The sequence below is a fragment of the Mediterranea sp. An20 genome (genome assembly GCF_002160055.1).
Classification (GTDB): domain Bacteria; phylum Bacteroidota; class Bacteroidia; order Bacteroidales; family Bacteroidaceae; genus Bacteroides; species Bacteroides avicola.
Genome location: NZ_NFJV01000002.1, coordinates 1 through 23,982, shown reverse-complemented (window position 1 = coordinate 23,982; position 23,982 = coordinate 1). Strand labels below are relative to the sequence as shown.

The following is a 23,982-nucleotide window of genomic DNA, read 5'->3' as shown; positions in this document are numbered from 1 at the left end:
ACCACCGTAAAACCTTTCATATATCAAAGGTTTTACGTATATTTGCCTACAACATATTTTTAAACGATATTGCTATGGGAAGCGAAGGACTGCAAGAACGTTACATCAATCCATACACCGACTTCGGATTCAAAAAACTATTCGGCACAGAGCTGAACAAGGAGCTGCTTATCAGCTTTCTCAATGCATTGCTGCCCGAACAATCCGACATACAGGATGTCACCTACCTGAACACCGAACAGCTGGGAACACGCGAAATAGACAGGCGCGCCGTGTTCGACGTCTATTGCGAGAATACGCGGGGAGAGAAATTCCTCGTAGAAATGCAACGAGGCGAGCAACAATTCTTCAAGGACCGCAGTCTGTACTACACGACCTTCCCCATACGCGAGCAGGCTATCCGGGGAAAAGACTGGAGCTATGAACTGAAAGCTGTCTACACCATCGGCATCCTGAACTTTACGTTCGATGATGCAGACGACTCCTACTACCACCACAAGGTCAAGTTAGTGGATATGGGCACACAGAAGGTGTTCTACGACAAGCTGACGCTCATTTACCTGGAGATGCCCAAGTTCAACAAAAGCGAACAGGAATTGGAAACCATGTTCGACAAATGGATGTTTGTGCTTCGCAACTTGAGTTCTCTGATGAGCCGGCCGGTCGCCTTGCAGGAGCGCGTTTTTACACGACTGTTCGAAGCTGCGGAGATAGGACGCTTCTCACGAAAAGAACTGATTGCCTACGAAGACAGCCTGAAAGTCTACCGCGACTGGTACAGCACGCTACAAACCGCTCTGCTGAAAGGTGAGAAACAAGGACGGGAACAAGGACTGCAGGAAGGACGCAAAGAAATGCAAAAAGCAATTGCCCGACAGATGAAAGCAGACGGTCTCTCTCTTGAAACCATAGCCAACTACACCCAGCTGTCGGTAGAAGAAATCAAGACCCTCTGAACAACCGGTCCACTCCATGAAAAACATTTTCCGGGATTTTCTCTATTTCTCACGCCAAGAAAGACGCGGCGTTCTGTTGCTATGCCTGCTCATCCTACTCGCTATGGGCGGGAAAACCATCTACCTGCATGATCATCCAAAGTCCAAACACATGACCGGTGAAGACACGATACAGCAGACAGCCCGACAACAGACCTACAAAGTATTCAAAGACTCTTTGCTCCCCCAAAGAAAACATCGGGAACAGCCAGACTTTAGCCAACAGCAGCCAGCCTTGCCACTGCTTACCCCCTTTCCTTTCGACCCCAACACGGCAGACAGCACCCTTCTCTGTCGGTTGGGCCTACCCAATTGGATGGCACGCAACATCGTTCGCTATCGGGAGAAAGGCGGCAAATTTAGAAGGCCGGAAGATTTCCAGAAGATATATGGCTTGACGGAAGAGCAATTCAACACCCTCCTTCCTTATATCCGCATAGTTCCCGGCAAAGAAGAAAAGGCACCCATGCCACAGCTTCTGGTAAGACAAGAAACTGACAGCATCGAGCGTCCGTTCAAATACCCGGCTGGCACCGTCATCGAACTGAATAGAGCCGACACGACTGAACTGAAGAAGATTCCCGGCATAGGCAGCGGCATCGCCCGTCTCATCGCCGGCTACCGGCACCAACTGGGCGGCTTCTACTGCATTGAGCAATTACAGGAAATCAACTTGGACTGCGAGCAACTGCGCTCCTGGTTCCGGATAGACACCGCAGCCATCCAACGCCTCAACCTGAACAAAGCCGGCATTGAGCGGCTGCGCAACCATCCCTACCTTGACTTCTACCAAGCCAGGGCCATCGTGGAATGGCGCAAGAAAAACGGGAAACTGCACAGCTTGAAGCCATTCCGGCTATACGAGGAATTCACGGAAGAAGACTTTCAGAAGTTAGCTCCTTACGTCTGTTTCGAATAGCGGCTTTTCCTCCACGATTAGCCCGTCTACCAGATGAATGGTGCGGTCTGTCAGCCCCGCCAGCTTTTCATCGTGCGTCACAATGACAAAGGTCTGTCCCAACTTGTCACGCAAGTCGAAGAAAAGGCGGTGCAATTCCTCCTTGTTGTGCATGTCCAAGCTACCCGAAGGCTCATCTGCCAGCACCACAGACGGACGATTGATCAGGGCACGGGCCACAGCCACCCGCTGTTTTTCGCCGCCGGACAGTTCATTGGGCTTGTGCGCAGCCCGCTCGTCCAAGTTCATCAGTGAAAGCATGGACCGGGCCATTTTCCGTGCCTCCTGCTGCGTCTGCCCTGCAATAAGAGCAGGAATCATCACATTCTCCAGCGCTGTGAACTCCGGCAACAGCTGGTGAAACTGAAACACAAAGCCGATGTGCCGGTTGCGGAAAGCCGCCAATTCCCGTTCCTGCATCTGCTGCACCGATGTGCCGTCAATGACAACCGTCCCGGTATCCGGGCGGTCCAATGTGCCCATAATCTGCAGCAGGGTGGTCTTGCCCGCTCCGCTGGGTCCTACGATGCTTACCACTTCTCCCTGACGGACATCCAGGCTGATGCCGCGCAGCACCCGGAGGGTGTCGAAACTTTTGGTTATATCCTGCAATTGAATCATACGTCCCTTTTTTTAAAAGAAGCCAACGCCAGCTCACTCACTTTTATACCGCACGAAGACAACTACCGGATTGTCTTCCTCTTTCACCTGCGCCAACACAGCCAGTGCCGGGTTGTCCCGCGCTTCAGGATGTTCGTCCAGCCATTCCACCACCTTATAAGCCTCGATGAGAGATACCTGAACGCCTTGGGGGAAGAACCACGGCACCGGCATGAATCCGGTCAGGTCGTCTTTATAGCCATCTTGGGATGCGGGCGACAGGCGTGTGTGGCCGGTCCGGCGGTCATAGATGCCTTCATACAGTTGTCTCGCGCCATACGTGTCAAGCTCGCAAGAGAAACAAATCTTTCCGGGCGTGACAGCTATGCGTTTGGTCACCAGTCTGTCCGAATAACCGGACTCAACGGTGCGCCCCTTCACGGCAGGGAACTGATATTTACCGGTGTGCAAGGCTACCAAGGGCCGCAGGCTGTTTCCGGACAAGGCATACAACGTGTCCGAGAAAGCCGGATGGAAAGTGACCTGCCCATCCTGCACGCCCATCTTGTCCGCTTCCCATACCCAGAAGCTCTTGTCGGCATATTTCAAGTAGAGCCGTCCCATAGATTCATCTTGAATATCAATGGAAACCAAATCTTTCCCAGCCACCGGAGGCTCCGCCCAGGGGAAAATGACACTGTCCACAGCCTGTCCCCGGGTGTTGAAGAGGAACAGTTTGTTTTCACCCTCAAAGAGAGGGATGTGGAAGGGATAGCATACCAACAACGAATCTGCCGACACCAGACTGCAATTTGACAACTCTATGCCGGACAAGGTCAGCTTCCCTTGGTAATGACCTTCGACATCAAACTTCTGCAAGGAATTGGGATAACGAGTGAAGTACAGCCATCCGCTACGCTCATCATATTCCGGCATATTGCCCGAATGACCTTCCGGGTCCTCGCCCACATGGCCGATGGAGTTGAGGAAACGTCCGGTCTGTCCGTCGAAGACCAGACAGTCGTTGCCCGAATTGGCACGTACCACCACACGGCCTCTTATCAAGCGGACAGAAGGGTCTTCGCCCACCAGGCAGGCATCCGTAGTCTCCAACGGCAGATACCACACACTGTCCGCTACGTCAGACAGAGTTAATTCTGCCTGCAGATTATCCATGGCGCTTTCCACGTCTATCACTGTCAGACCGTCCACGCTTTCTCCCGCCCCGGTGCTGCCGACGCATCCCGCCATCAGACAAAGGAGAGCGGTTCCTGTCAATTTTGTTATCGCATTCATCGTCGAATATAAGTTAATGAGTTTATAAGCGTCTGATCACATACTCTGCCAGGTAGCACCCGAAGACGGCGGGCATATAACTCACCGTGCCACAGGTAGACTTCTTGTTCCGTTCGTCGTCCGTCAGCATCACCGCCTTGGGGTCGGCTTGTTCGGTACTGAACACCACGGGCACTTTGTGTCGGATACCCATCTTCTGCAACCTCTTGCGCACCGCCTTGCTCAGTCCGCAATGATACGTATCCCAAATATCGGCAAAGCGAATCTGCGTAATGTCGCTCTTGGCCCCCGCCCCCATGCTGCACACAATCTTCAGACGCCGGCGCAACGCCTCGGCAATCAGGTGGCATTTGGGAGCCAGCGTGTCTATGGCATCCACCACAAAGTCATAAGCCTCTTCATCCAGCAGCCCCGGGATAGCCTCATCCTTCAGGAACACGGGCCATACCCTCAGCTGCACCTCCGGATTAATGTCGCGGAAACGGGCAGCCAGCACTTCGGCTTTGGTCTGTCCCAACGTAGAATGCAAGGCGGGGAGCTGTCGGTTGATGTTGGTAGGCTGCACCGTATCGGCATCTACCAGCGTAAATCGCCCCACCCCCGCACGGCACAGCATCTCGGCGGCGTAGGCCCCCACGCCTCCCAGTCCCACGACCAAGACATGCGCCCGTCGCAGGCGCTCCACCTTTTCATCGCCCAGCAAGAGGCGCGTGCGTTGTTGCCAGTCTTCTTCCATCATTCGTCTTTTTTAAACCATTTATAAAACCACCGTCCCACCTTCTCGTAGTGCTGGCTTTCGTTGTTGCCCTGCGGATTGGCAAAGGAGATGGCCTCCTGCGGCTCGCCTATCTGGTCAGGATAGAGCACAACGAGGCTGTTGTTGTTGAAATACTTGCCCAACTGTCCGGGCAGTTTCTCGAAAGCACTGTCATAAGAGATAGAGCCGCGCCGGGCACTGATGACCACCAGCAGATGGTCGTAGTTCACCTGTCCCGTCAGCAGCAGCAAATCGTCCCAATTGTCCAGCCGCGAAAATTCCGTCATCGTCCCGCTGTGTTTCTTCCGCACCAATGCCTGCAGCAGGCAAGACGTCTGTTCGTTGGCAAAGAAATGCACGCGGCAGTTCAGCGTAGCGCCCATGCGGCAGAAGTGCTCCACCCATTTCTGGAAGCCCGCCTCATATTCCGCCTTGGGCGGCACTGCTATGATGATGCGCCGCAAGGTATTGAGGGGCATGAGAAAACGTGCCACCATCACTTCGCGGTGCAGTCCTTTCAGCAGGCTCTCGGTGAGCTTGCCGAAATACGAGTCCATGAGATTGACCTTATAGTGCAGGCCGATAACGACGTCCGTCACGTCGTATTCGCGGGCAGTATGGATAATTCCCGCTGCGATGTTCAGGTCGTAGCGACTGATGCACTGCAGCTGTATGCCTGCCGATGCCGTGATTTTGCCCGCCCGTTCCAAGTAGCGTTTCCCCTGCTGCTCCAGGCGGTCGGACTCCGTGTGGTCATTGATGACATTCAGCGCCAGCAGGTTGTCTTTCTGCTTCGGGTCGCGTATCAGGAGCGAAAGGCTCATCAGGTAATCGATGGTAGCCGGGTTGGCCACAGGAATCAGAATCTTTTCCGGTTCGCGTGAGCGGTCTTCCTCCGGATGAGCCTCCCCCATGGCAATCTTGCGTGCAGCCCGCTCGGTGATGAACGAACTGACCACGCACGTCACCAGGATGAGCAGCACCGTGCCGTTCAGCACATCTTCGTTGAGCAGGCGTTCGCCGTTGGGCTGTATCAGGTTATAGCCCACCAGCACCGCCGCCAGCGTGGCAGCAGCCTGCGCGTTGCTCAGCCCGAACATCAGTTCGCGCTCCAGCACCGACATGTGGTAGATCTTCTGCGTCAGCCACGAGGCTATCCACTTGCCGACCAGCGCCACCACAATCATCACCCCTGCCACCTTCAGCGCATCGCCGCCGCCCAGGATGACGTGAATGTCGATGAGCATACCCACCCCAATCAGGAAGTAAGGAATGAACAGCGCGTTGCCCACAAACTCCAGATGGCTCATCAGCGGCGAGACGTGCGGTATCAGCCGGTTCAGCACCAGCCCCACCAAGAAGGCGCCCAGAATGCCCTCCATGCCGATAAACTCCATCAGACCTGCTCCCAGGAACACCATGGCAAGCACGAAGATGAACTGCATCACGTTGTCGTCGTACCGCCGGAAGAACCACCGCCCGATGCGGGGGAACAGCCACATGATAAGGCCGCCCAGCACCACGACTTTCGCCACCAGCCATACCCAGAACCAGCCGCCCGCCTCGCCCTTGAACAGGCCACTGATGACCGCCAGCACCAGCAGCGTCAGCGTGTCTGTCACCGCCGTCCCGCCCACGGCAATGCTCACACTGCGGTGGCACGAAATGCCGTAGCGGATGACAATGGGATAGGCCACCAGCGTGTGCGAGGCATACATACTGGCCAGGAGCACCGACGTCAGCAGGCTGTATTCCAGCAGGAACATATTGGTCACCAGACCGATGCTGATGGGGATGATAAAAGCCAGCAATCCCAGCATCACCGCCTTGCCCCGGTTCTTCTTGAAGTCGGACATATTCATCTCCAGGCCAGCCAGGAACATGATGTAATACACGCCCACCTTGCCGAACAGCTCGAAGCTGCTGTCGCGCGCCAGGATGTTGAAGCCATGCTCGCCCACCACCAGTCCGGCCAGAATCATGCCGATGATGTGCGGGATGCGCAGCTTGTTCAGCAGGATGGGCGCAAACAGGATGATGAGCAATACCAGGAGAAATATCCAGGTAGGGTCGGTAATGGGCAGCTGCAAACTGAAGTGAAACAGGTCCATGGGCAAGAGGTTTTAGGATTTCGTTGTGCAAAATAACGAAAAACTTTTCATTTAGGAAGCCGTCATAGCGCATTTTGTTGTAAATTTGCGCCCGAAAATGACAAAGACATACATTTGTACAAGTATTATCTAACCTCAAAAAGCAAAAAGTAAAATGAAAGTAGCGATTGTGGGAGCAAGCGGAGCCGTGGGACAAGAGTTCCTGCGTGTGCTCGATGAAAGAAATTTTCCGATAGACGAACTGCTGTTGTTCGGTTCCAAACGCAGCGCGGGAACCAAGTACACCTTCCGTGGCAAAGAAATCGAAGTGAAACTCCTGCAACACAACGACGACTTCAAGGGCGTGAACATCGCCTTCACCTCGGCCGGCGCAGGCACCTCCAAAGAGTTTGCCGAAACCATCACCAAGCATGGCGCCGTCATGATTGACAACTCCAGCGCCTTCCGCATGGATGCCGATGTGCCCTTGGTAGTGCCCGAAGTAAACGCCGCCGATGCCAAAGACCGGCCGCGCGGCATCATTGCCAACCCCAACTGCACCACCATCCAGATGGTAGTGGCCCTGAAAGCCATCGAACAGCTGAGCCATATCAAGACCGTACACGTGTCGACCTACCAGGCTGCCAGCGGCGCCGGTGCGGCTGCCATGCAGGAACTCTACGAGCAATACCGCCAGGTGCTGGTCGGAGAGCCCGTCACCGTAGAGAAATTCCCCTACCAGCTGGCATTCAACCTCATTCCGCAAATCGACGTATTTACGGACAACGGCTATACGAAGGAAGAGATGAAGATGTATAACGAAACGCGCAAAATCATGCACAGCGACGTCCGCGTCAGTGCCACTTGCGTGCGTGTGCCGGCCTTGCGCTCCCACTCCGAAAGCATCTGGGTGGAGACCGAACGGCCCATCTCTGTGGAAGAGGCCCGCGAAGCCTTTGCACAAGGCGAAGGTCTGGTGCTGATGGACAACCCCGCCGAAAAGGAATATCCCATGCCTCTCTTCCTGGCAGGCAAAGATCCCGTCTACGTGGGACGCATCCGCAAGGACCTGGCCAACGACCACGGACTGACGTTCTGGATTGTGGGCGACCAAATCAAGAAGGGTGCCGCGCTCAACGCCGTGCAGATTGCCGAATACCTGGTAAAGGAGAAAGACGTCTGAACCCAAAGACAAGGCTCCCGGCGCTTGCCGGGAAAGTGATTTTTCATACGATATGACCCGTCTGCTTCCAGACGCTTAGGAGCCTGCCTCCAAGCGCCTGGAAGTTTGGTTTTAAGCCCTCGGAAGTCAGGCTCTCCGGGGGCTTCTCTTTTACTTGAAGTTATACCTGATTTTCACCAAGGCACTGACCGGGCGCAGGTCGCAGCTGTAACGGTACATGTCCGCCCCGCTGTAGAAGACCCGCATGTATTGCTTCTGGTTGAACAGGTTGTTTGCCTCCAGTTCCACATCCACAAAGCGGTTACGCCACACCACCTTGAAGTCGCCGAACACCATGTGGCGGGTAGAGGCGAGGTTGGTGTATTGGTGTTCCACTCCCATGTCCAGGGTCAGCGACTTGGTGGGAAAGAACTTGAGGTGCATTTCCTGGACGACCGATTTCACCGCCGAAAAGCTGCTGTTGTCTGTGGCTGTATGGCTTTGCGACCACTGCCAGTCGCAGGAATAATCCAGGCTCATCCAACGGGCCGGAACCAGGTTGGCCTTGAAGCCCAATATCACGTTGTCCGACAGGAAATCCACCACCTCGCCTTGAATCAGTCCCTGACTGTTGCTGTGCGCATACCAGCCTTTCAGTTGGAGAGTAGAGTTCCAGAAGTCCAGTCCTTTGCTGAGACTGAAACGGGCGGTGTACGAATCCAACGTCGTAGGTTGCCTCAAAATCTGCCTGATACGCAGGATGCCGTCATAATCGAAACCATACAGCAGGTTCCGCCAGCCGTGCATGTATTCGCCGGACACGCTTCCGAACAGCGCCGAGAAGGCATCATTGTACGAGATGCTGCCGCCGGCCCTTGCCTCGCGGGTTTCCGGCAAGTCGTCTACGGAGTTCCGCAGCAGGTTGCGATACCCTTCCATGACATAGCCGCGATAGGTCGAATAGAGGTCGCCAAAATCATAAGTATACCTTCCGTACAGTTTAAAGTCCCAGTTGCCAAGGGTGTAGTACATCGACATCGAGGGGGAAACCAGGGGCTTGTTATAGGTCTTTTTGTCCGCAGCCAACCGGTCGTCCACACACAACCGCTGGTAGGACACAGGCAGGGACAGTTCTATGCGGAAATCTCCGCTTTTGTAGGAATAAAACTGGTTGAGTCCTCCCTGCCAGGTGTTATACCACAAGTCGTTCCGCCAGATTGGGTCGGCAAAGTAAGCATCGCCTCCCGGTTCGCGGCTGCCCAGTTCGGTATCCATATTCTGCAGGCTTCCGCTGCCGTACAGCAGGTAGTACATCGAGAACTTGCCCGCCTTCAACCCCCAGCTAAGGCCCAGATTGAAAGCCAGGTGCCGCAGGGTGAAGTCCTGCTCCAACGAGTTGACCGGCAGGTCGTCCCAATAGTCCACAGGCGCGATGCTCAAGGTATGGGGCACCTCACTATAACCGATTCCGGCATTCAGCGTGTAGGTGTTTGCACCTACCGCACGTGTCAGGTTCAGGCGGTCGCTCAACGATAGCGACGGCCGTTCCAACCGCTGGTTGACGGTGCGGTTGCCGGCATTCACATTGCTCACTACGGTGCCGGTTCCCTCATCTTCGTTCCAGTTGGCACGGACGGCAAGTTTGTTGTTCAGGTATTTCTGGTCGTTGTTTATCATCATGTTCGAAGCGACCTCCAGATTATGGATATGATTCGTCGACCGCAGGTTCTCGTCCACCACAATCCGGTCTCCTCCCGGCAGGTATTGCTCTGTCAGCGAACGTCCTTCCCGGTCGATGCGGTCATTATAATACATCACTCCCGTCGACCATTCCCCTCCGTTCTTCAGTTTGAGCAGATGGTTGGTCGACACGGCATGCGAATGATTCTGGAAATAGCGCTTGGTCGACACTTCCGGCGCCGAAGGAGTCTGCACACGCAAGAGGGTATTGGAAGCCGTCATCTGGCCACTCCCATACTTCGAACGGAATTCCTGCTGCACGTCATCGCCCGTATTGTTGCCTTTATACACCGTCATCGTCTGGTATTTCTTGCCAAACATCATGCCCACCAGTTCGGCTGTCCACAACGCCGGCTGGTAGCCGGCACCCGCCAGGGCAGAAGCCGTAAACACGCCTTTGGCATCGTCCTGCAACTTCAGATTGATGGATACCGCATCCGTAAACACTTTGTCCTTCAGCACCTTCACCGGCTGGTGGTTCTTCAGCACCTGCACCACGCTCACTGCCTTGTTCGGAAGATTCTGCGTGGCAAGCCCATACCGTCCCTGGAGCAGGTCCATGCCTTCGACGTAGAAATGCGAAATGGCCTTGCCGTTGTAGGAGATGCCTCCGTTTTCGTCCACCTCTATGCCGGGCATCTTCTTCAGCACATCGCCAATCACGCGGTCGCTCTGGTCGGCAAACGAGCTGACCAGGTAGTTCAGCGTGTCGTTGTCCTGCCTGATTTTCTGCGCTTTCACACTCACGGTTTTCAACAAGATACTCTTCTCCTCCAGGACAAAGTCCAGCCGTTGCGACACATTGCGCACCACCCGCTCGTTCTTCCCCACCTGCAGGCCGGACACCACAATCACCACGCTGTCTTCGGCACCTGCATACTGCAGGCGGTAATTGCCGGCCCCGTCCGTAGACGTAAAAGCCTTCACCAGGGCACTGCCCGGCAGACGCAGGCTGACATTGACCGCAAACGGGTGTCCCGCCTCATCTGTCACCCGTCCGGTAAACAGGCTTTGGGCACGGATTCCCACTGCCCCCACAAGCAGGCATAGCCCCACGACGGCCGCTTTCCAGCCGCTGCACAGCCCTGTGCCTGCCTGTTTTTTCTCACGATACGAAATAAGATTCTGTTTCATAAATCAAAGTTTTAATCTCACGTTATCATTCCAGTTCCAGCGGCTCGTAGGGGGTAAACTTGGATACCGGCTTTCCGGTTTTTATATCCACAGCCTTTGTCATTTTGAAATAATCCTCGTTAATGCCCTTTTGCAGTTTTAACACCTTCTCCCGACTTCGGGCCTTGAACCGGCTATAGTCCCATTTCACCAGGGGGAAAGCCCCCTGTTCCAACCCGATGCATTCAAAGGTGTACAACTCATCCCTATCGTATGCTTTCAATATCAGCCCGGGCAAATCGCCCAATTTCCAAGGTCCATCAGCCACCGGTACATCGGCAGAAAACCAGGCAACCCATTGGCGGCCCCTATAAGAACAAACCGCTTTCTGGCACAAATGCCCACAAACCGTCAACGTGTCAGCCCTTATCGTCCACTCTTGCAAAGGGTAAGATTCCTCGTACCGGCAATTGTATTGCTCCAAAGCATGAGGCATCGCGGCATACACTTTCAGCCGGTTACCGGATTTGAATATCACGGAAAACTGATACTCACTCCACCGGTCCGGGAATCTGCCACCTTCTCCAAACCATTGCGGACTGCTTCCTGCATAGGGATGCGATTTGCCCCATTCTACAGACAACGAATCGGCTGTAGCCCAAAATGCGCTATAATACTTTGACTGCTTCCTGCCAACTTCCAAACACTGCAAATCAATATAAGTATCATAATCATTCAGGTCTTCTGCATTGAAAGCATAATACACCCGCAAATACGCTGTATCTATCGTCACCTGCTTTTCACAAGCCCCCCGCAAGCGGGGAGCTAAAGCATATCCTTGTTTGGGTTGGGCAACCAAATAATAAGAGCCTCCCCAAAGGAAGAACAAAAACAGTAAACTACTTATTTTCATCTTTTCTAATCTTCAACAAAACGATATGAACCACAGGTTTGTCGGAAGAGGGTGTGCCGAAATTCAAGCTCACCATCATTAGCTTCCTCAAAACCTCTTTTGACTATTTCATTCTCATTAAAGTATAGTCTGTCACCCCGCTTGGTCGAGGGGTCTCACTATGCGTCATGTGAGGTAAGATAGGGTTTCATAAACCAAAGTTTTAATCTCACGTTATCATTCCAATTCCAGCGGCTCGTAAGGGGTAAAGCGGGACTTGGGCTTATTGGTGTAATAATCATACAACTTAGCTACTACAAAATAATTCTCATTGATTTTTCGTTGCAACTTTAAAACCTTCTGCTTATTCATCGGCTTATACTCCTTGTAATCATCGTATTTCTTGATGGGGAATTTCCCCTTTTCTATCTGTACGCATTCAAAAATGTACAAGCGGTCTGTATCGTACACTTTCAGTATTAAGCCCGGCAAACCGCCAAATGTCCAAGGACCTTCCGGAATGGAAATATCCGGAGCAAACCAAGCCTCAAACGACCGGCCCCGAAACGAACAGGTAGCTTTTTGACACACATATCCACCTATTTCCAGCGTATCTGCATGGAGTTGCCACTGCTGCCGGGGGATTCTCTCCACATAAAAACAGTTATGACGCTTAAGATACATCGGCATACGGGCATAAACGGTCAACATATCCCCGGTCTTGAATAGCTCCGAATATTGGTATTCCGTCCAATAATCAGCATTCTTACCTGATTCTCCAAGCCATAGAGGAACGCTGTCCGCATGGGGATGTTCTTTAAGCCAGACAGAGACCAAAGAATCCGCCTCATTCAGGAATTTGCTATAATATTTGGATACCGAATCGCCGATTTGCAAATACTGCCAATCAACGTAAGTACTGGGATTGTCCAGGTCATCAGCATTCAGGGCATAACTGACACGAAGGTATGCCGTATCAACCATCATGACACGATTTACTGCCTCCCGCAAGTCAGGAGCCATCACAAAACGTGATTTAGGCTGTCCTATCAAATCCATTGACGACAGAAACATTAAAACAATCATTGCAACAATCTTCCTCATCATTTAAGCAAAGCTATGTAAGTGTAAGTAAATGCATGAATACAAAAACACAGAGACACAAAGTGCATAACTTTCCGTCAGGAAAATAGACAGGAGAGACACGGAGTCCGCAGCTTCCTTTTAATCTCACGTTATCATTCCAATTCCAGCGGCTCGTAGGGTTTGAACATACGCAACGGCTTTCCGGTTGCATCATCAATGACACCACCAAAAAACGAGAAATAATCTTCGTTGATTTTCCGTTGCATTTTCAGCAGTTCTTTCCTTTTTACGGGCTTGTACTTACTGTAGTCCAGCTTCTTGATAGGAAAGTTGCCGCGTTCTATCCCGACGCACTCAAAGACGTATAGCCTGTCCTTATCGTAAACTTTCAATATCAGTCCCGGCAAACCGCCAAACGTCCAGGGACCTTCGCGGACCGGAATCTGCGGGGCAAACCAGGCTTCGAAATCGCGTCCGCGAAACGAACAGACCGCTTTCTGGCACAGATAGCCGCAAATGGTCAGGGTGTCGGACTGCAATTGCCACGATTGTTGCGGATAAGGCTCCGTGTGCCAACAGTCATACCGTTCCAGCATAAACGGCATGCGGCTGTACATGGTCTGTTCTCCGCCGCTTCTGAAAATCTCGGTGTACTGATATTCCGACCACCACTCGCTTTTTCCTTTTTCCCCCGTCCAGCGTGGAGGGCCGTCCACGTTCGGGTGTTCCCTCACCCAATATACCGAAAGCGAATCGGAAGCAGCCAGAAGCGCACTGTAATATTTGGAGGTCTGCCGGCCTACTTCCAGATATTGCAGGTCCACATAGGTGGAAATATCAAGAAGGTTGTCTGCATTGAGCGCATAGCTGACCCGCAGGTCGGCATGGTCTATCACGGCATACTTCGCATGAATGCGTGCTGTGGGTTGCGTCACTATATTATTCTTAGGCTGGGCAGACAATGCACAAGCATACAGCAGACAAAAGATTCCTAAAATGTATTTCATGAGGACATCAAACACCAGCCGAGGCAGATTGGCCAAGTTATGCTTGATATGCTCTGAGGTAAGATAGGGTTTCATAAATCTAAGTTTTAATTTCACGTTATTATTCCAGTTCCAGCGGATCGTAGGGAGTAAAATGCGATAATCGCTTCCCGGTCTTAGCATCAACGACAGGTGCCACTTGCAAATAATCCTCATTGATTTTCCGCTGCAGTTTCAGAATCCAAGCTCGCTTCCTTTGCTTGTACGAGCTATAATCCAGTTTCTTTATGGGGAAAGCCCCCTTCGCTATGGAAATGCACTCAAAGGTGTACAACTTTTCCGCATCATATACTTTGAGGATTAATCCAGGCAATCCTCCAAATGTCCAAGGTCCCTGTGAGACGGGGATTTCAGGCGCAAACCAAGCTACGAAATCCCGTCCGCGGAAGGAACAAGTCGCATTCTGACACAAATAGCCGCAAATGGTAAGCGTATCTTCCCCGATTTCCCAATGAGGCAAAGGGTAAGGCTCCGAATACCAACTATCATAGCGTTTCAATGAACCGGGCATCCGGACATATACCGTTTGTTCGCCTCCCTGCCTGAATATCTCCGAATATTGATATTCTGACCAAGTTGTTTTTTTCCCCATTTCTCCTAAAAAGAATGGTACACCATGTGGGATTTGCGGCTGTTTCATCCATTCGGTGCAAAGAGAATCGTTATTTACAACGAATGCGCTGTAATACTTAGAAAGATGCTCTCCGATTTCCAGAAATTGTAAATCTATATACGTACTTAAGTCTGTTAAATCCTCTGCATTCAATGCATAACCTATACGCAGATAGGCTGTGTCCAACACCTCAAATTTGTCTGCATCCAAACGGGGATCAGGTGGAAAGATCAGTGCCTGTTTGGATTGTGCCATGGTTGCGGTAGCAAACAACACTGAAAATAATGTCATTAAGATATAAGCCATAGTATTTCTTTTTTAGATAGTTAGAGTTATATTATGCTCGATTATTCCAGTTCCAGCGGCTTGTAAGGAGTGAAGCGTGATCTTAGTTTTCCTGTTTTTAAATCACGAATTTGTGCCACCTGATAATAATTCTCATTGATTTTCCGCTGCAATTCCAGAATCCGAGTACGGTTTTCTTGTCTGTACGAACTATAATCCAGCTTTTTGATGGGGAAAGCCCCCTGTGCAATGGAAACGCATTCAAAGGTGTACAACTTTTCCGCATCATATACTTTGAGAATTAATCCCGGCAATCCTCCAAACGTCCAAGGTCCCTGCGCCACGGGAATCTCCGGTGCGAACCAGGCTGTGAAATCCCGTCCGCGGAAAGAGCAGGTTGCATTTTGGCACAAATAGCCGCAAACAGTGAGCGTATCATTCCCGATTTCCCAACGGGGCAAAGGATAAGGCTCCGCGTACCAACTATCAAAACGCTTCAAATAGCCGGGCATCCGGGCATATACGGTCTGCCTTCCCCCGTGTCTGAAAATCTCCGAGCTTTGATACTCCGACCAATAAAGCTTTTTCCCCATTTCTCCCATTACACTTGGCCTGCTTTGGGCCTGTGGGTGCTGTTTCAGCCATTCGGTACAAAGAGAATCACAGTTACTGATGAATGCACTGTAATATTTAGAAAACCGTTCCCCGATTTCCAGATATTGCAAATCTATATAAGTGCTCAAATCCGCTAAATCGTCTGCATTCAATGCATAGCTTACACGTAAATAGGCCGTATCCAACACCTCAAATTTGTCTGCATCCAAGCGGGGATCAGGCAGATAAATCTTTGTCTGTTTGGGCTGTGCCACGGTCGAGGTAGCAAACAGCACTGAAAATAATGTCATTAAGATATAAGCCATAGTATTTCTTTTTTAGATAGTTAGAGTTATATTATGCCCGACTATTCCAGTTCCAGCGGCTCGTAGGGCGTATAAAAAGAAAGCGGTTTACCCTGATCATCTACAACTCCCGTCAAACGGAAGAAATCTTCGTTGATTCTACGCTGCAACTTCAACAGGCGGCTTCTGTCCATTTGCTTGTAACCGCTGTAGTCATACTTTTTAATAGAGAATTTACCCTGTTCGATATTGACGCACTCAAACCTGTACAGACCATCCACATCATATAGTTTCAGAATCAACCCGGGCAGACCGCCGAACTTCCAGGGCCCCTGGCTGACAGGAATATCCGGAGCAAACCAGGCTTCAAAATTACGCCCGCGAAAATGACAGACCGCTTTCTGACACTTATATCCACACACGGTCAGCGTATCATTCTGTATGCTCCACTGCTGTAGCGGGTAAGGTTCTTTGTGCCAACAATCATAACGTTGCAAGGGATGCGGCATACGGGAGTAAACCGTTATTTCATCACCTTCTTTGAATATTTCCGTATATTGGTATTCCGACCACCAATCATACCGCTTGCCACCTTCACCAAGCCAAAGCGGAACTCCCGGAGAATTAGGATGTTCTTTCCTCCACACATGAATAAGGGAATCGCTGGCGCTCAATAAGGCACTATAGTATTTGGATACGCCCTCACCTACCAGTAAATATTGCAAATCGATGTATGTACCCATATCCGACAAATCATCGGCGTTTAATGCATAACTGACGCGTAAGTTCGCTTCACCTGCCAGCACTGCTTTATCACAATCCATGGAGCGAATCGGAGGTACTATTACTCTTGCCGCCTTGGGCTGTGCTTGTAACTGACAACATCCGAACCAGATAATAAAAAAGAATAGACTCTGTTTCATGTTTATATGGTATTTGAATTTTGCTCCAAAAATAGGAAGCCGCTTTTAGCTTTCCTAATAAACAGAAGAAAAAGGACTACGCAAAGTTGTACGCACCTCCACGGAATTGTACGCAGTTTTGTACGCAAAAACCGGCATAAGTCTCTCACAATAAGCCGACAAAGCATGGAGACAAATAATCAATCAGATTTAGTTTATATCAAACACAGAGGCACAAAGTTCTGTAACAATCTATCAGGAAATGGACAGGAGAGACACGGAGTCTGTGGCTTCGTCCGGCAACCTCAAAGAGGTTGAACGATGCTTAACCGCGGGTGGCTCCCCGAAAGGGGAACACCTGCGGATCTGTCCTCGCTCTCCCACATCGACCTCGAAGGGGTCGAACCACACATGTCCGGCCACATCCTTCTGACAGACTTATTCCCGATTCATCCATTTATATAGCCTGTTCGCTATCTACAGTTGCTCAGGCTTGTTCGTAAGAATGGAATGGAAACGGATGAACGGTGCTTTTTGGGCAGAATAAGCGTGGTTCGACCCCTTCGGGGTCGATGTGAGAGAACGAGGATGAGATAATCCGCAGGTGTTCCCCTTTCGGGGAGCCACCCGCGGTTAAGCATCGTTCAACCTCTTTGAGGTTGCCGGGTGTGCGAGGCTGGAAAGAGTCAAACGTGCCAGGTTCAACCTCTTCAAGGATGTCAGTGCATGCAGGGCAGACAATGTGGAAATACACAATTCTAACCCGCGTAAAGCATAAGCAAAATGCCTCGTATGCTTTGGCCCTCATCCCGCACAGCTAAAATGCCATTTTAGACTGCTAAACCTGCATTTTAGACTGCTAAACCTTCATGTTAGAACAGCCATAATGAATCTGTGCCGAATTCCGGCATGCTTCCCCAAGGGCAGTGCCTGCCTTCACCTCACAAGAAAAGAATCTTCCAAATTGCCTTCACGCTTTCACCGCCTGCCGACTTTTTGTGAATCAGCCGGTTATGGTGAAAGATACATCTTTCACACACCGTTCATTGTGCGCGCGATTCATCGCGTCTCTGCAAGGGGATACGCACCGTGCTTCCCTGCGCTACGAACGCTGCTTTCAATATATAAGGAGAAAATCAGTAAAAGCAGAACCGGCCCGTGCATCTGTGGCGGCAAACCGGGTTCGTGAAAGATGCGTGAAGGATGCATCTTTCACAACATTTCCCTTATCTACAGCGTCTTACACTGCCGTGAATGTGTGAAGGCGGTTTGAAGCAGAACATGTATCAGTAGCCTGACAGTCACCGTTTCTGTGCGAAAGCATTTATATTTTCACTTATAAAAAATGACAGGTTTCAAATTATCAATGTACTGTATATCAAAAGTATATTGTGAAAGATGCTCCAAAATCATTTATATTTTCATTTATATTTCGCCCGAATCCGGACTATAAGTAACCAATCAGAATTAGTTTATATCAAACACAGAGATACAAAGTTCTGTAACTGTCTGTCGGAAAAAGGACGGGAGGGCACAGAGTCCGCAGCTTCGTCGGCAACCTCAAAGAGGTTGAACGATGCTTAACCGCCGGTGGCTCCCCGAAGGGGAACACCTGCGGATTATCTCATCCTCCTCCCTTCCATCGACCTCGAAAGGGGCGAACCACGCTTAGTCGGGGGGGGGGTGACAGACTATACCTTAATGAAAATGAAATAGTCAAAAGAGGTTTTGAGCGAAGCTAATGATAGGGAATATCTATCTTGACACACCTCTTAACTTTTTTTAGCTGGGATAAATCATAAGCCTTCACGCACGTTGTCTATATTTGTAATATGAAATTCACCTTGTATCTATTCATAGCATGGAGCCTGTTAACCTGGAGTGCCTGTTCGCACGACCGTTATCCTTCGGTCTTACAGGTAGCAGACAGCTTGACAGCGGCATACCCGGACAGTGCCTTAGCCTTGCTGGAGGCATGGCGTCCGCTGATGAAGCAGGAATCGGAACAGGTACAGATGTATTACAACCTGCTGTGCATCAAAGCCCGCGACAAGGCATATATCACCCACACATCGGACAGCCTCATGCTGGCTGTGCTGCATTATTACGAAAGCCGTAATGACCGGCACCATCTGCCGGAAGCCTATTATTATGCCGGACGAGTGATGAGCGACCTGGGCGACACACCGCAGGCATTGGACTATTTTACCCAATCTCTCGATGCGATGCCTGAAGAAGCGATAGACCTGCGCAGCCGGGTGACCGCACAGATGGGGTCGCTGTTCACCTATCAAGGTTTATACCAGGAAGCTTTGGAAATGCACCAAAAGAGTCTGCAATGCTCGGAAATGCTGAAAGACACTGTGGGAATGATATACAGCCTGCGGGATGTAGCACTCGCATATCGGTGTCTGGAACAAAACGACAGTGTGCTTCCTTATTATAAGAAAGCCTATACATGGAGTGTCATGACGCACGAACAGGAATTGGCCAAACTGATGAAAATCCAGATGGCCAGTTTTTATCAGGACAAGGTGATGTATGATTCGGCCCGTGTCTATTTGCCCCGGGATTTCGACGACTTGTCCGGAGCAAACAAACAGGCGGCGTACATAATTGCCGGTTATCATTATTTCAAGACAGGCCAAGACTCCGCCGTATATTACTTTAGCAAATTATTGGAATGGGGAGACGTATATGCCAAGAATCTGGCCTGCCGGTACCTGCTACAACTGGCTGTACGGGAAAAAAATATAAAACAAACCGAAAGCTTACTGAATGCCTATCTCATGTATTCGGATTCCCTCCTGCTACGAACGCAGACTGAGGCGATTTCCCAAAAGTATTCTTTATACAATTATCAGTTGCGCGAACGGGAGAACGCACGCCTGCTGAAAGCTTACAACGCCCAGACCAAGAACTTACTATATCTATCTATTTGTCTGGCAGGCGGGCTGCTTGCCTTCATCGCTTACCGGCAATATCAATGGAAAAGCCGGGAAATACTGGAAATGCGCTTGGAGAAACTGAAGTTATTGAAAAAGAAAACGGAAGACGACAACCTGCAAAACAAAAAGGAAATGAACAGACGCCTGCAGGATTTGAGAACAGCCCTGCAGGAAGAGCAACAAAAAGGAGTGAAACGGGAAGAAGAGTTCCACACGGTGCAAGAGCAGCTTGCCAACGCGCAACAGCAGATGGAAACAAGCCGCATGCTTAAAGAAGAAAAACGGGAAGGCATACAAAGCACGCCGATTGTCAAAATGCTGACCAAAAAAGCTGCTTCACACAGAGGGGTGACCCATATCTCACAGCAGGAATGGAAAGAACTGGAAAAGGCATTCAGAGAAATAGATGCTGAGTTCCTTTCCAAATTAGGCCAATTGAGCTATAACTTTAAACCGACAGAGTGGAAAGTCTGCCTACTGCTGAAGGCGGGATTTACCCCGACTCAAATCGGGACACTGACAGGAAATCCTATCCAGACCATCAGTTCCATGCGGGCCAGAATGGCAGAACGCATGTTGAGCGGCTGTCACTCCGCCAAAGACTGGGACGAGTTTATCTGCTCATTGTAAGCGGTCCGTTGACGGGAATCGTGCCCCCAGGCTGTCCGAAAACCTATCAGCTGCTATCATGCTGTCATGGCGAGCGAAGTCGAGCCATCTCACTAAATCTACAGGAACGTGTCTTGAGATCCCTCGACTGCGGGATGACAGAATGATAGTGTCGGAAGAGTTCTCGGACAATCTCCCCCAATGCCGGGAAGGGAAACCATTCGTTGGGAAGTTTGCGCCAGGCGAATCATTGCATCGGCTGCGCACAATGTAACCCGCATTGCCCGCAAGGCATAGATATTCCGAGGGAGATGCAACGGATTGATGCCTTTGTGGAACGGCTGAAACAGAACCGCCGCTAATCTACCTGCTTGCCCCGTGCCGGCTGTGTATCTACAGAAAGCACGGGGCTTTTTTCCGTTCTTATCGTCTTTTTATCGTTTTTCGATAAATATTTTCTGTTTTTCTTGATAATCTCAAGAAAAGCTCCTTTCTTTGCATATCGAAAAACGATAAAGATTTACCGTGTAAAGCATAAAAGAGTAAAATATAAAAGGTCAGGTTATGAAAAAAGCATTGATGAGCATCACGTTGTTAGTGTTAGGACTGTCGGTGGTAGCAAGCCTCTTAATCGGATGGGCGGTGCCGGCATGAACAGTATGTAGTATGTATAATGAATAAGGTTAATCGTATGAAAAAGACTGCCGAGCTATTCTTCGTTTTTATCCTGCTGCAAATCCTGGGCGGTGCCGCTTCCGTGCCGCTGGTGCTGATGTGGCAGTTTGTCACTACGGGCACCGTGGATGCCGATGCAGCCACGGCCTCGACCTTGGTGCCGAGTTCGTTGCTCACCCTGTTCTTTACCGTATGGTACCTGTGGAAGAAAGGCTACCTGGAGAACGACGGGCAGGTTTACTCGCCCGTTTCTGCCGGCTACCTGGGCTGGACGGTGCTGGCAGGCGTGTCGGCCATCGCGCTGATGGACGGGCTGATGTCGTTGCTGGACTTCCTGCCGGACTGGCTGGAGAATACCTTCCAGCAGTTACAGGGCAACTGGGGCGGCATAGTCTACATCGCCGTGCTGGGGCCGGTGCTGGAGGAACTGATGTTTCGGGGTGCCATCACACGCGAACTGCTGAACAGGTTCCGCCCCACGACGGCCATCCTCATCTCCGGCCTGCTGTTTGGCCTCATCCACTTCAACCCGGCTCAGTCGGTGGCCGGTCTGCTGATGGGCATATTGCTGGCATGGCTGTACTACCGCACCCGCAGCGTGGTGCCGGGCATCGTGGTGCATGTGCTCAACAATTCACTCTCCGTATGGTTCACACTGAACTGGCCGGACGTGGACCACTTCGCCGAACTGACAGGACAGCCTGCCTACACCGCGCTGCTGGCGGGTGCCGCCGTGCTTCTGGTGTTGGCACTGTGGCAGCTGACACGCCACCCGAGGATAGCGGACTACCGGGAGACAGTCTCCCTCCGCCAGACAGAAACAGATAACCCCCACAACGGACTACCATCATGAAACGACGACTGAACATATTCTGCGCCATCGTGCTGCTGGTGCTGGGCTGGTCGGTGATAGAGACCGGCTATTACATGGCTATAGGTGCCCGCATGGGCATACAGGCCGGATGGGACTATGCCAAAGCCGAAGCAGAAGGCAGCACCGCAAGCCAGACGGAAATGAAAGAACTGGAAAGGCTGAAACACCTCACCTACATATCTACCCTGCCCGGTCTCCTGCAAGGGAAAAGCGACCGGCTGATGCAGGATTCCGTATTCAACACCCGCACACGCCGCTACGTGCCTGCCGCCTACTCCAGCCTGCTGGTCAGCGTAGAGACGCGGCACGACACGGCCTCATCCATCGCATCGGCAGTGTCGGGACTGCTGGCATTCGTGGCCACGGTGTGGGCATTAGTGCTGTTCATCCGGCTGATAGTGAGCATCAACAAGTCTGATATTTTCAGCTGGCGCAACGTGCGGCGTCTCCGCCGGTTGGGCATATTGCTGCTGGCAACCTTCGGGTGCGCCCTGCTGCAGGAGTGGATAAAGCTGCAGGCTGTACGCCAGGTGCTGGAGATTCCCGGCTACGAACTGACCCTGAGCGACGCCGTAAGGGGCAGCACGCTGCTGCTGGGACTGTGTGCCCTCATCGTAGGCGAAGTGTTTGCCATCGGACTGAAGATGAAGGAAGAACAAGAACTGACAATATAACGAAAGGGAAGAAAAACATGAAGAAACTGGCATCACTCTACATCCTTTGGGGCATCATCCTCTGCCTGCACATGTGCTTCATCTTCCGCGACGGTACGCACATGGTGGAATATACACGGCAATGTATCGCCCCGTCCGACGTACAGGAATTCTCCGTGCCGCTGGTCACCAAACCCGATGTTTACGAACCGGACACACTGACCAATATCCGCACGGGCGAAGTCCTCGAAGTGGCCTACGGACAAGCCGTAAAACATTTCTGGCACACCGACTCGTTCCACTCCCTGCCTTGGGGGATGCGCCTGGCCGGAGCAGTCTGCGGCATGGCCAGCCTGCTGCTCATCTTGTGCCCCTACGGGTGGAGCTATACGCTTTTTAAGAACATCGAAGCAGGCAATTTCTTCACGGCAGACAACGAACGGCTGTTGCGGCGATTCGGTTACTGCCAACTGGCAGGCGTGGCTTTATTGGCAGTGTTCCACCTCATCGACTTCCTGGGCCTGCGGATGCAACTGGACTTCGAACACTACCATGTAGGCTTCGAGTGGTTCTCACTATTGGCATACGCCATTCCACCCGCCTGCTTCCTGTTTGCCGCCGAGGCCTTCCGTATCGGCAACAAGCTACAGAGGGACACCGAAGGCCTGGTATGAGCAAAGCACTTTGTCATATAGACACCTGCATAAAAATTGAACAAAGGGAAAAAAGACATAAACAATGAAACAACTGAAACGAATCTACCAATACCTGCAACAACGCTACGGTGAAATGTGGTCACTGACCATCGTCTGTTTCACCATTGTAGTGATAGGCATACCCAACATCATGGATTTGACGGAAAACCTCCGGTCGGCAGAAGGAGACAAGTACCTGACATGGATATACATCTGCAACTTGCTCTGCCTGACCATCATCAGCGTGCAACTCCTGCGGCTGGATTGTCGGCAACTGTTGAGTAGGAGGACTGCCAATATACTGGATACCAGCGGCTACCTGATTCTGCTGCTGATGATACTTCGCCACCGGCTGGAGAAACACGTCATCGGCCTAAATCTGGACGGCAACGACCTTTTCCAGCAAGACACGGCGTACATCTACCTGCTGGGCTTTCTCCTGATATTCATCAGCCGGTTAGTGCTACGCGCCGTGAAGATTAAAGAAGAACAAGACTTAACCATCTAACAAAGCAAGAAGTATGAAACCGAATACAAAGAAGAAACTGAAAGCGTGGCTTTGCCTGTTGGGCACCATGTTCCTGACGCTGATGGTGTCGGAAATCATCTTCATGCTGGCCATCTGGTATCCCTTCCTGAAGCACGGAGGCGGACTGAAAGGCATCGGCGTAGTCTTATTGATGGGATGTCTATACGGTAGCATGTACCTTTGGAACAGAACCGTCAAACGCCGCACCCGCTGGCTGGACATTATAGACGGCAAACTGCCTGAAGCAGAGAAAGGAGGGACGGAATAACCCATGCCTATCATCGTAAACCTGGACGTTATGATGGCCCGCCGCAAAATGACACTGAGCGAGCTGGCAGAGAAAGTGGACATCACTCCCGCCAACCTGTCTATCCTCAAGACGGGCAAGGCCAAGGCCATACGCTTCTCTACGCTGGAAGCCATCTGCAAGGTGCTGGAGTGCCAGCCGGGGGACTTGCTGGAAAAGGTCGTTGCCGTCCAGATTTAGGCCGATGACGTGTTTCTCCAGCCGGTGGCGAAGTATCATCAGCAGCAGAATCAGGTAGCCGCTGGTATCCAGTATATT

Annotated in this window: 21 protein-coding genes and 1 pseudogene; 11 read left to right on the top strand and 11 right to left on the bottom strand. The window is 51.4% G+C overall.

Annotated elements, in window-relative coordinates:
* The first annotated feature begins 74 nt into the window (after positions 1-74).
* Both B5F34_RS01495 and B5F34_RS01490 read left to right on the top strand, forming a co-directional pair.
* Positions 75-956, top strand: a complete 882-nt coding sequence (locus B5F34_RS01495) for an Rpn family recombination-promoting nuclease/putative transposase (protein WP_087334668.1) — start codon at positions 75-77, stop codon at positions 954-956.
* A gap of 16 nt (positions 957-972) precedes the next feature.
* Entirely contained in the window at positions 973-1,914 is a 942-nt protein-coding gene (locus B5F34_RS01490; protein ID WP_087334340.1) for a helix-hairpin-helix domain-containing protein, read from the top strand.
* On the opposite strand, the gene B5F34_RS01485 is transcribed toward B5F34_RS01490, so the two are convergent.
* Genes B5F34_RS01485 through B5F34_RS01470 form a run of 4 tightly spaced genes read right to left on the bottom strand, consistent with a single transcriptional unit; the run spans position 1,888 to position 6,717 of the window.
* On the bottom strand, positions 1,888-2,574 hold the full coding sequence (locus tag B5F34_RS01485; RefSeq protein WP_087334338.1) for an ABC transporter ATP-binding protein: 687 nt from the start codon (positions 2,572-2,574) through the stop codon (positions 1,888-1,890). The two genes, B5F34_RS01490 and B5F34_RS01485, sit on opposite strands and share 27 nt — an antisense overlap.
* A gap of 33 nt (positions 2,575-2,607) precedes the next feature.
* On the bottom strand, positions 2,608-3,849 hold the full coding sequence (locus B5F34_RS01480; RefSeq protein WP_087334336.1) for a DUF4934 domain-containing protein: 1,242 nt from the start codon (positions 3,847-3,849) through the stop codon (positions 2,608-2,610).
* 22 nt (positions 3,850-3,871) lie between these two features.
* Entirely contained in the window at positions 3,872-4,588 is a 717-nt protein-coding gene (locus B5F34_RS01475) for a tRNA threonylcarbamoyladenosine dehydratase (RefSeq protein WP_204245565.1), read from the bottom strand.
* A complete protein-coding gene (locus B5F34_RS01470) occupies positions 4,585-6,717 on the bottom strand; it encodes a cation:proton antiporter (protein ID WP_087334332.1) in 2,133 nt (710 codons plus the stop codon). The genes B5F34_RS01475 and B5F34_RS01470 overlap by 4 nt, the downstream gene beginning before the upstream one ends.
* A gap of 154 nt (positions 6,718-6,871) precedes the next feature.
* Between B5F34_RS01470 and B5F34_RS01465 the strand changes: the two genes are divergently transcribed.
* Positions 6,872-7,879 (top strand): aspartate-semialdehyde dehydrogenase, encoded by a 1,008-nt coding sequence (locus B5F34_RS01465; protein ID WP_087334330.1) that lies wholly within the window; start codon positions 6,872-6,874, stop codon positions 7,877-7,879.
* Between the two features lie 150 nt (positions 7,880-8,029).
* On the opposite strand, the gene B5F34_RS01460 is transcribed toward B5F34_RS01465, so the two are convergent.
* The 7 genes from B5F34_RS01460 to B5F34_RS01430 form a co-directional block, all read right to left on the bottom strand.
* On the bottom strand, positions 8,030-10,732 hold the full coding sequence (locus tag B5F34_RS01460) for a hypothetical protein (RefSeq protein WP_087334328.1): 2,703 nt from the start codon (positions 10,730-10,732) through the stop codon (positions 8,030-8,032).
* A 25-nt stretch (positions 10,733-10,757) separates the two neighbouring features.
* Positions 10,758-11,624 (bottom strand): GLPGLI family protein, encoded by an 867-nt coding sequence (locus B5F34_RS01455; protein WP_087334326.1) that lies wholly within the window; start codon positions 11,622-11,624, stop codon positions 10,758-10,760.
* 216 nt (positions 11,625-11,840) lie between these two features.
* Positions 11,841-12,689, bottom strand: a complete 849-nt coding sequence (locus B5F34_RS01450; RefSeq protein ID WP_162609267.1) for a GLPGLI family protein — start codon at positions 12,687-12,689, stop codon at positions 11,841-11,843.
* A gap of 152 nt (positions 12,690-12,841) precedes the next feature.
* Entirely contained in the window at positions 12,842-13,771 is a 930-nt protein-coding gene (locus B5F34_RS01445) for a GLPGLI family protein (protein WP_162609266.1), read from the bottom strand.
* Positions 13,772-13,796: 25 nt separating this feature from the next.
* Complete coding sequence (locus B5F34_RS01440) at positions 13,797-14,654, bottom strand: GLPGLI family protein (protein ID WP_087334320.1); 858 nt, start codon at positions 14,652-14,654, stop codon at positions 13,797-13,799.
* A gap of 41 nt (positions 14,655-14,695) precedes the next feature.
* On the bottom strand, positions 14,696-15,553 hold the full coding sequence (locus B5F34_RS01435; protein WP_087334318.1) for a GLPGLI family protein: 858 nt from the start codon (positions 15,551-15,553) through the stop codon (positions 14,696-14,698).
* 41 nt (positions 15,554-15,594) lie between these two features.
* The gene (locus B5F34_RS01430; protein ID WP_087334316.1) at positions 15,595-16,455 is read right to left on the bottom strand and encodes a GLPGLI family protein; all 861 of its coding nucleotides are present in this window, start codon (positions 16,453-16,455) and stop codon (positions 15,595-15,597) included.
* 1,811 nt (positions 16,456-18,266) lie between these two features.
* Between B5F34_RS01430 and B5F34_RS01425 the strand changes: the two genes are divergently transcribed.
* The 8 genes and pseudogenes from B5F34_RS01425 to B5F34_RS01385 all read left to right on the top strand — a co-directional run bounded on the left by B5F34_RS01425 (position 18,267) and on the right by B5F34_RS01385 (position 23,904).
* Positions 18,267-20,012 carry a tetratricopeptide repeat protein gene (locus B5F34_RS01425; RefSeq protein WP_087334314.1) on the top strand — a complete coding sequence of 582 codons (1,746 nt, stop codon included), beginning with the start codon at positions 18,267-18,269 and terminating at the stop codon, positions 20,010-20,012.
* A 194-nt stretch (positions 20,013-20,206) separates the two neighbouring features.
* A pseudogene (locus B5F34_RS01420) lies at positions 20,207-20,353 on the top strand (aldo/keto reductase); the annotation flags it as partial.
* A gap of 329 nt (positions 20,354-20,682) precedes the next feature.
* Complete coding sequence (locus B5F34_RS01410) at positions 20,683-21,519, top strand: type II CAAX endopeptidase family protein (RefSeq protein ID WP_087334308.1); 837 nt, start codon at positions 20,683-20,685, stop codon at positions 21,517-21,519.
* The gene (locus B5F34_RS01405; protein ID WP_087334306.1) at positions 21,516-22,214 is read left to right on the top strand and encodes a DUF2975 domain-containing protein; all 699 of its coding nucleotides are present in this window, start codon (positions 21,516-21,518) and stop codon (positions 22,212-22,214) included. The genes B5F34_RS01410 and B5F34_RS01405 overlap by 4 nt, the downstream gene beginning before the upstream one ends.
* Positions 22,215-22,231: 17 nt before the next feature.
* Positions 22,232-22,867 carry a DUF2975 domain-containing protein gene (locus B5F34_RS01400; RefSeq protein ID WP_087334304.1) on the top strand — a complete coding sequence of 212 codons (636 nt, stop codon included), beginning with the start codon at positions 22,232-22,234 and terminating at the stop codon, positions 22,865-22,867.
* Between the two features lie 64 nt (positions 22,868-22,931).
* Entirely contained in the window at positions 22,932-23,396 is a 465-nt protein-coding gene (locus B5F34_RS01395) for a hypothetical protein (RefSeq protein WP_087334302.1), read from the top strand.
* Positions 23,397-23,409: 13 nt separating this feature from the next.
* Complete coding sequence (locus tag B5F34_RS01390) at positions 23,410-23,685, top strand: hypothetical protein (RefSeq protein WP_087334300.1); 276 nt, start codon at positions 23,410-23,412, stop codon at positions 23,683-23,685.
* Between the two features lie 3 nt (positions 23,686-23,688).
* Positions 23,689-23,904: a helix-turn-helix transcriptional regulator gene (locus B5F34_RS01385; RefSeq protein WP_087334299.1), complete on the top strand. Its 216-nt coding sequence runs from the start codon at positions 23,689-23,691 to the stop codon at positions 23,902-23,904.
* The last annotated feature ends 78 nt before the right edge of the window (positions 23,905-23,982 follow it).

Coding starts and splice junctions, on each gene's coding strand:
- B5F34_RS01450 (WP_162609267.1), bottom strand. CDS start 12,689: ATGATTGTTTTAATGTTTCTGTCGTCAATGGATTTGATAGGACAGCCT.
- B5F34_RS01445 (WP_162609266.1), bottom strand. CDS start 13,771: ATGAAACCCTATCTTACCTCAGAGCATATCAAGCATAACTTGGCCAAT.
- B5F34_RS01435 (WP_087334318.1), bottom strand. CDS start 15,553: ATGGCTTATATCTTAATGACATTATTTTCAGTGCTGTTTGCTACCTCG.
- B5F34_RS01470 (WP_087334332.1), bottom strand. CDS start 6,717: ATGGACCTGTTTCACTTCAGTTTGCAGCTGCCCATTACCGACCCTACC.
- B5F34_RS01390 (WP_087334300.1), top strand. CDS start 23,410: ATGAAACCGAATACAAAGAAGAAACTGAAAGCGTGGCTTTGCCTGTTG.
- B5F34_RS01485 (WP_087334338.1), bottom strand. CDS start 2,574: ATGATTCAATTGCAGGATATAACCAAAAGTTTCGACACCCTCCGGGTG.
- B5F34_RS01410 (WP_087334308.1), top strand. CDS start 20,683: ATGAAAAAGACTGCCGAGCTATTCTTCGTTTTTATCCTGCTGCAAATC.
- B5F34_RS01405 (WP_087334306.1), top strand. CDS start 21,516: ATGAAACGACGACTGAACATATTCTGCGCCATCGTGCTGCTGGTGCTG.
- B5F34_RS01395 (WP_087334302.1), top strand. CDS start 22,932: ATGAAACAACTGAAACGAATCTACCAATACCTGCAACAACGCTACGGT.
- B5F34_RS01455 (WP_087334326.1), bottom strand. CDS start 11,624: ATGAAAATAAGTAGTTTACTGTTTTTGTTCTTCCTTTGGGGAGGCTCT.
- B5F34_RS01460 (WP_087334328.1), bottom strand. CDS start 10,732: ATGAAACAGAATCTTATTTCGTATCGTGAGAAAAAACAGGCAGGCACA.
- B5F34_RS01490 (WP_087334340.1), top strand. CDS start 973: ATGAAAAACATTTTCCGGGATTTTCTCTATTTCTCACGCCAAGAAAGA.
- B5F34_RS01425 (WP_087334314.1), top strand. CDS start 18,267: ATGAAATTCACCTTGTATCTATTCATAGCATGGAGCCTGTTAACCTGG.
- B5F34_RS01400 (WP_087334304.1), top strand. CDS start 22,232: ATGAAGAAACTGGCATCACTCTACATCCTTTGGGGCATCATCCTCTGC.
- B5F34_RS01495 (WP_087334668.1), top strand. CDS start 75: ATGGGAAGCGAAGGACTGCAAGAACGTTACATCAATCCATACACCGAC.
- B5F34_RS01480 (WP_087334336.1), bottom strand. CDS start 3,849: ATGAATGCGATAACAAAATTGACAGGAACCGCTCTCCTTTGTCTGATG.
- B5F34_RS01475 (WP_204245565.1), bottom strand. CDS start 4,588: ATGATGGAAGAAGACTGGCAACAACGCACGCGCCTCTTGCTGGGCGAT.
- B5F34_RS01430 (WP_087334316.1), bottom strand. CDS start 16,455: ATGAAACAGAGTCTATTCTTTTTTATTATCTGGTTCGGATGTTGTCAG.
- B5F34_RS01440 (WP_087334320.1), bottom strand. CDS start 14,654: ATGGCTTATATCTTAATGACATTATTTTCAGTGTTGTTTGCTACCGCA.
- B5F34_RS01385 (WP_087334299.1), top strand. CDS start 23,689: ATGCCTATCATCGTAAACCTGGACGTTATGATGGCCCGCCGCAAAATG.
- B5F34_RS01465 (WP_087334330.1), top strand. CDS start 6,872: ATGAAAGTAGCGATTGTGGGAGCAAGCGGAGCCGTGGGACAAGAGTTC.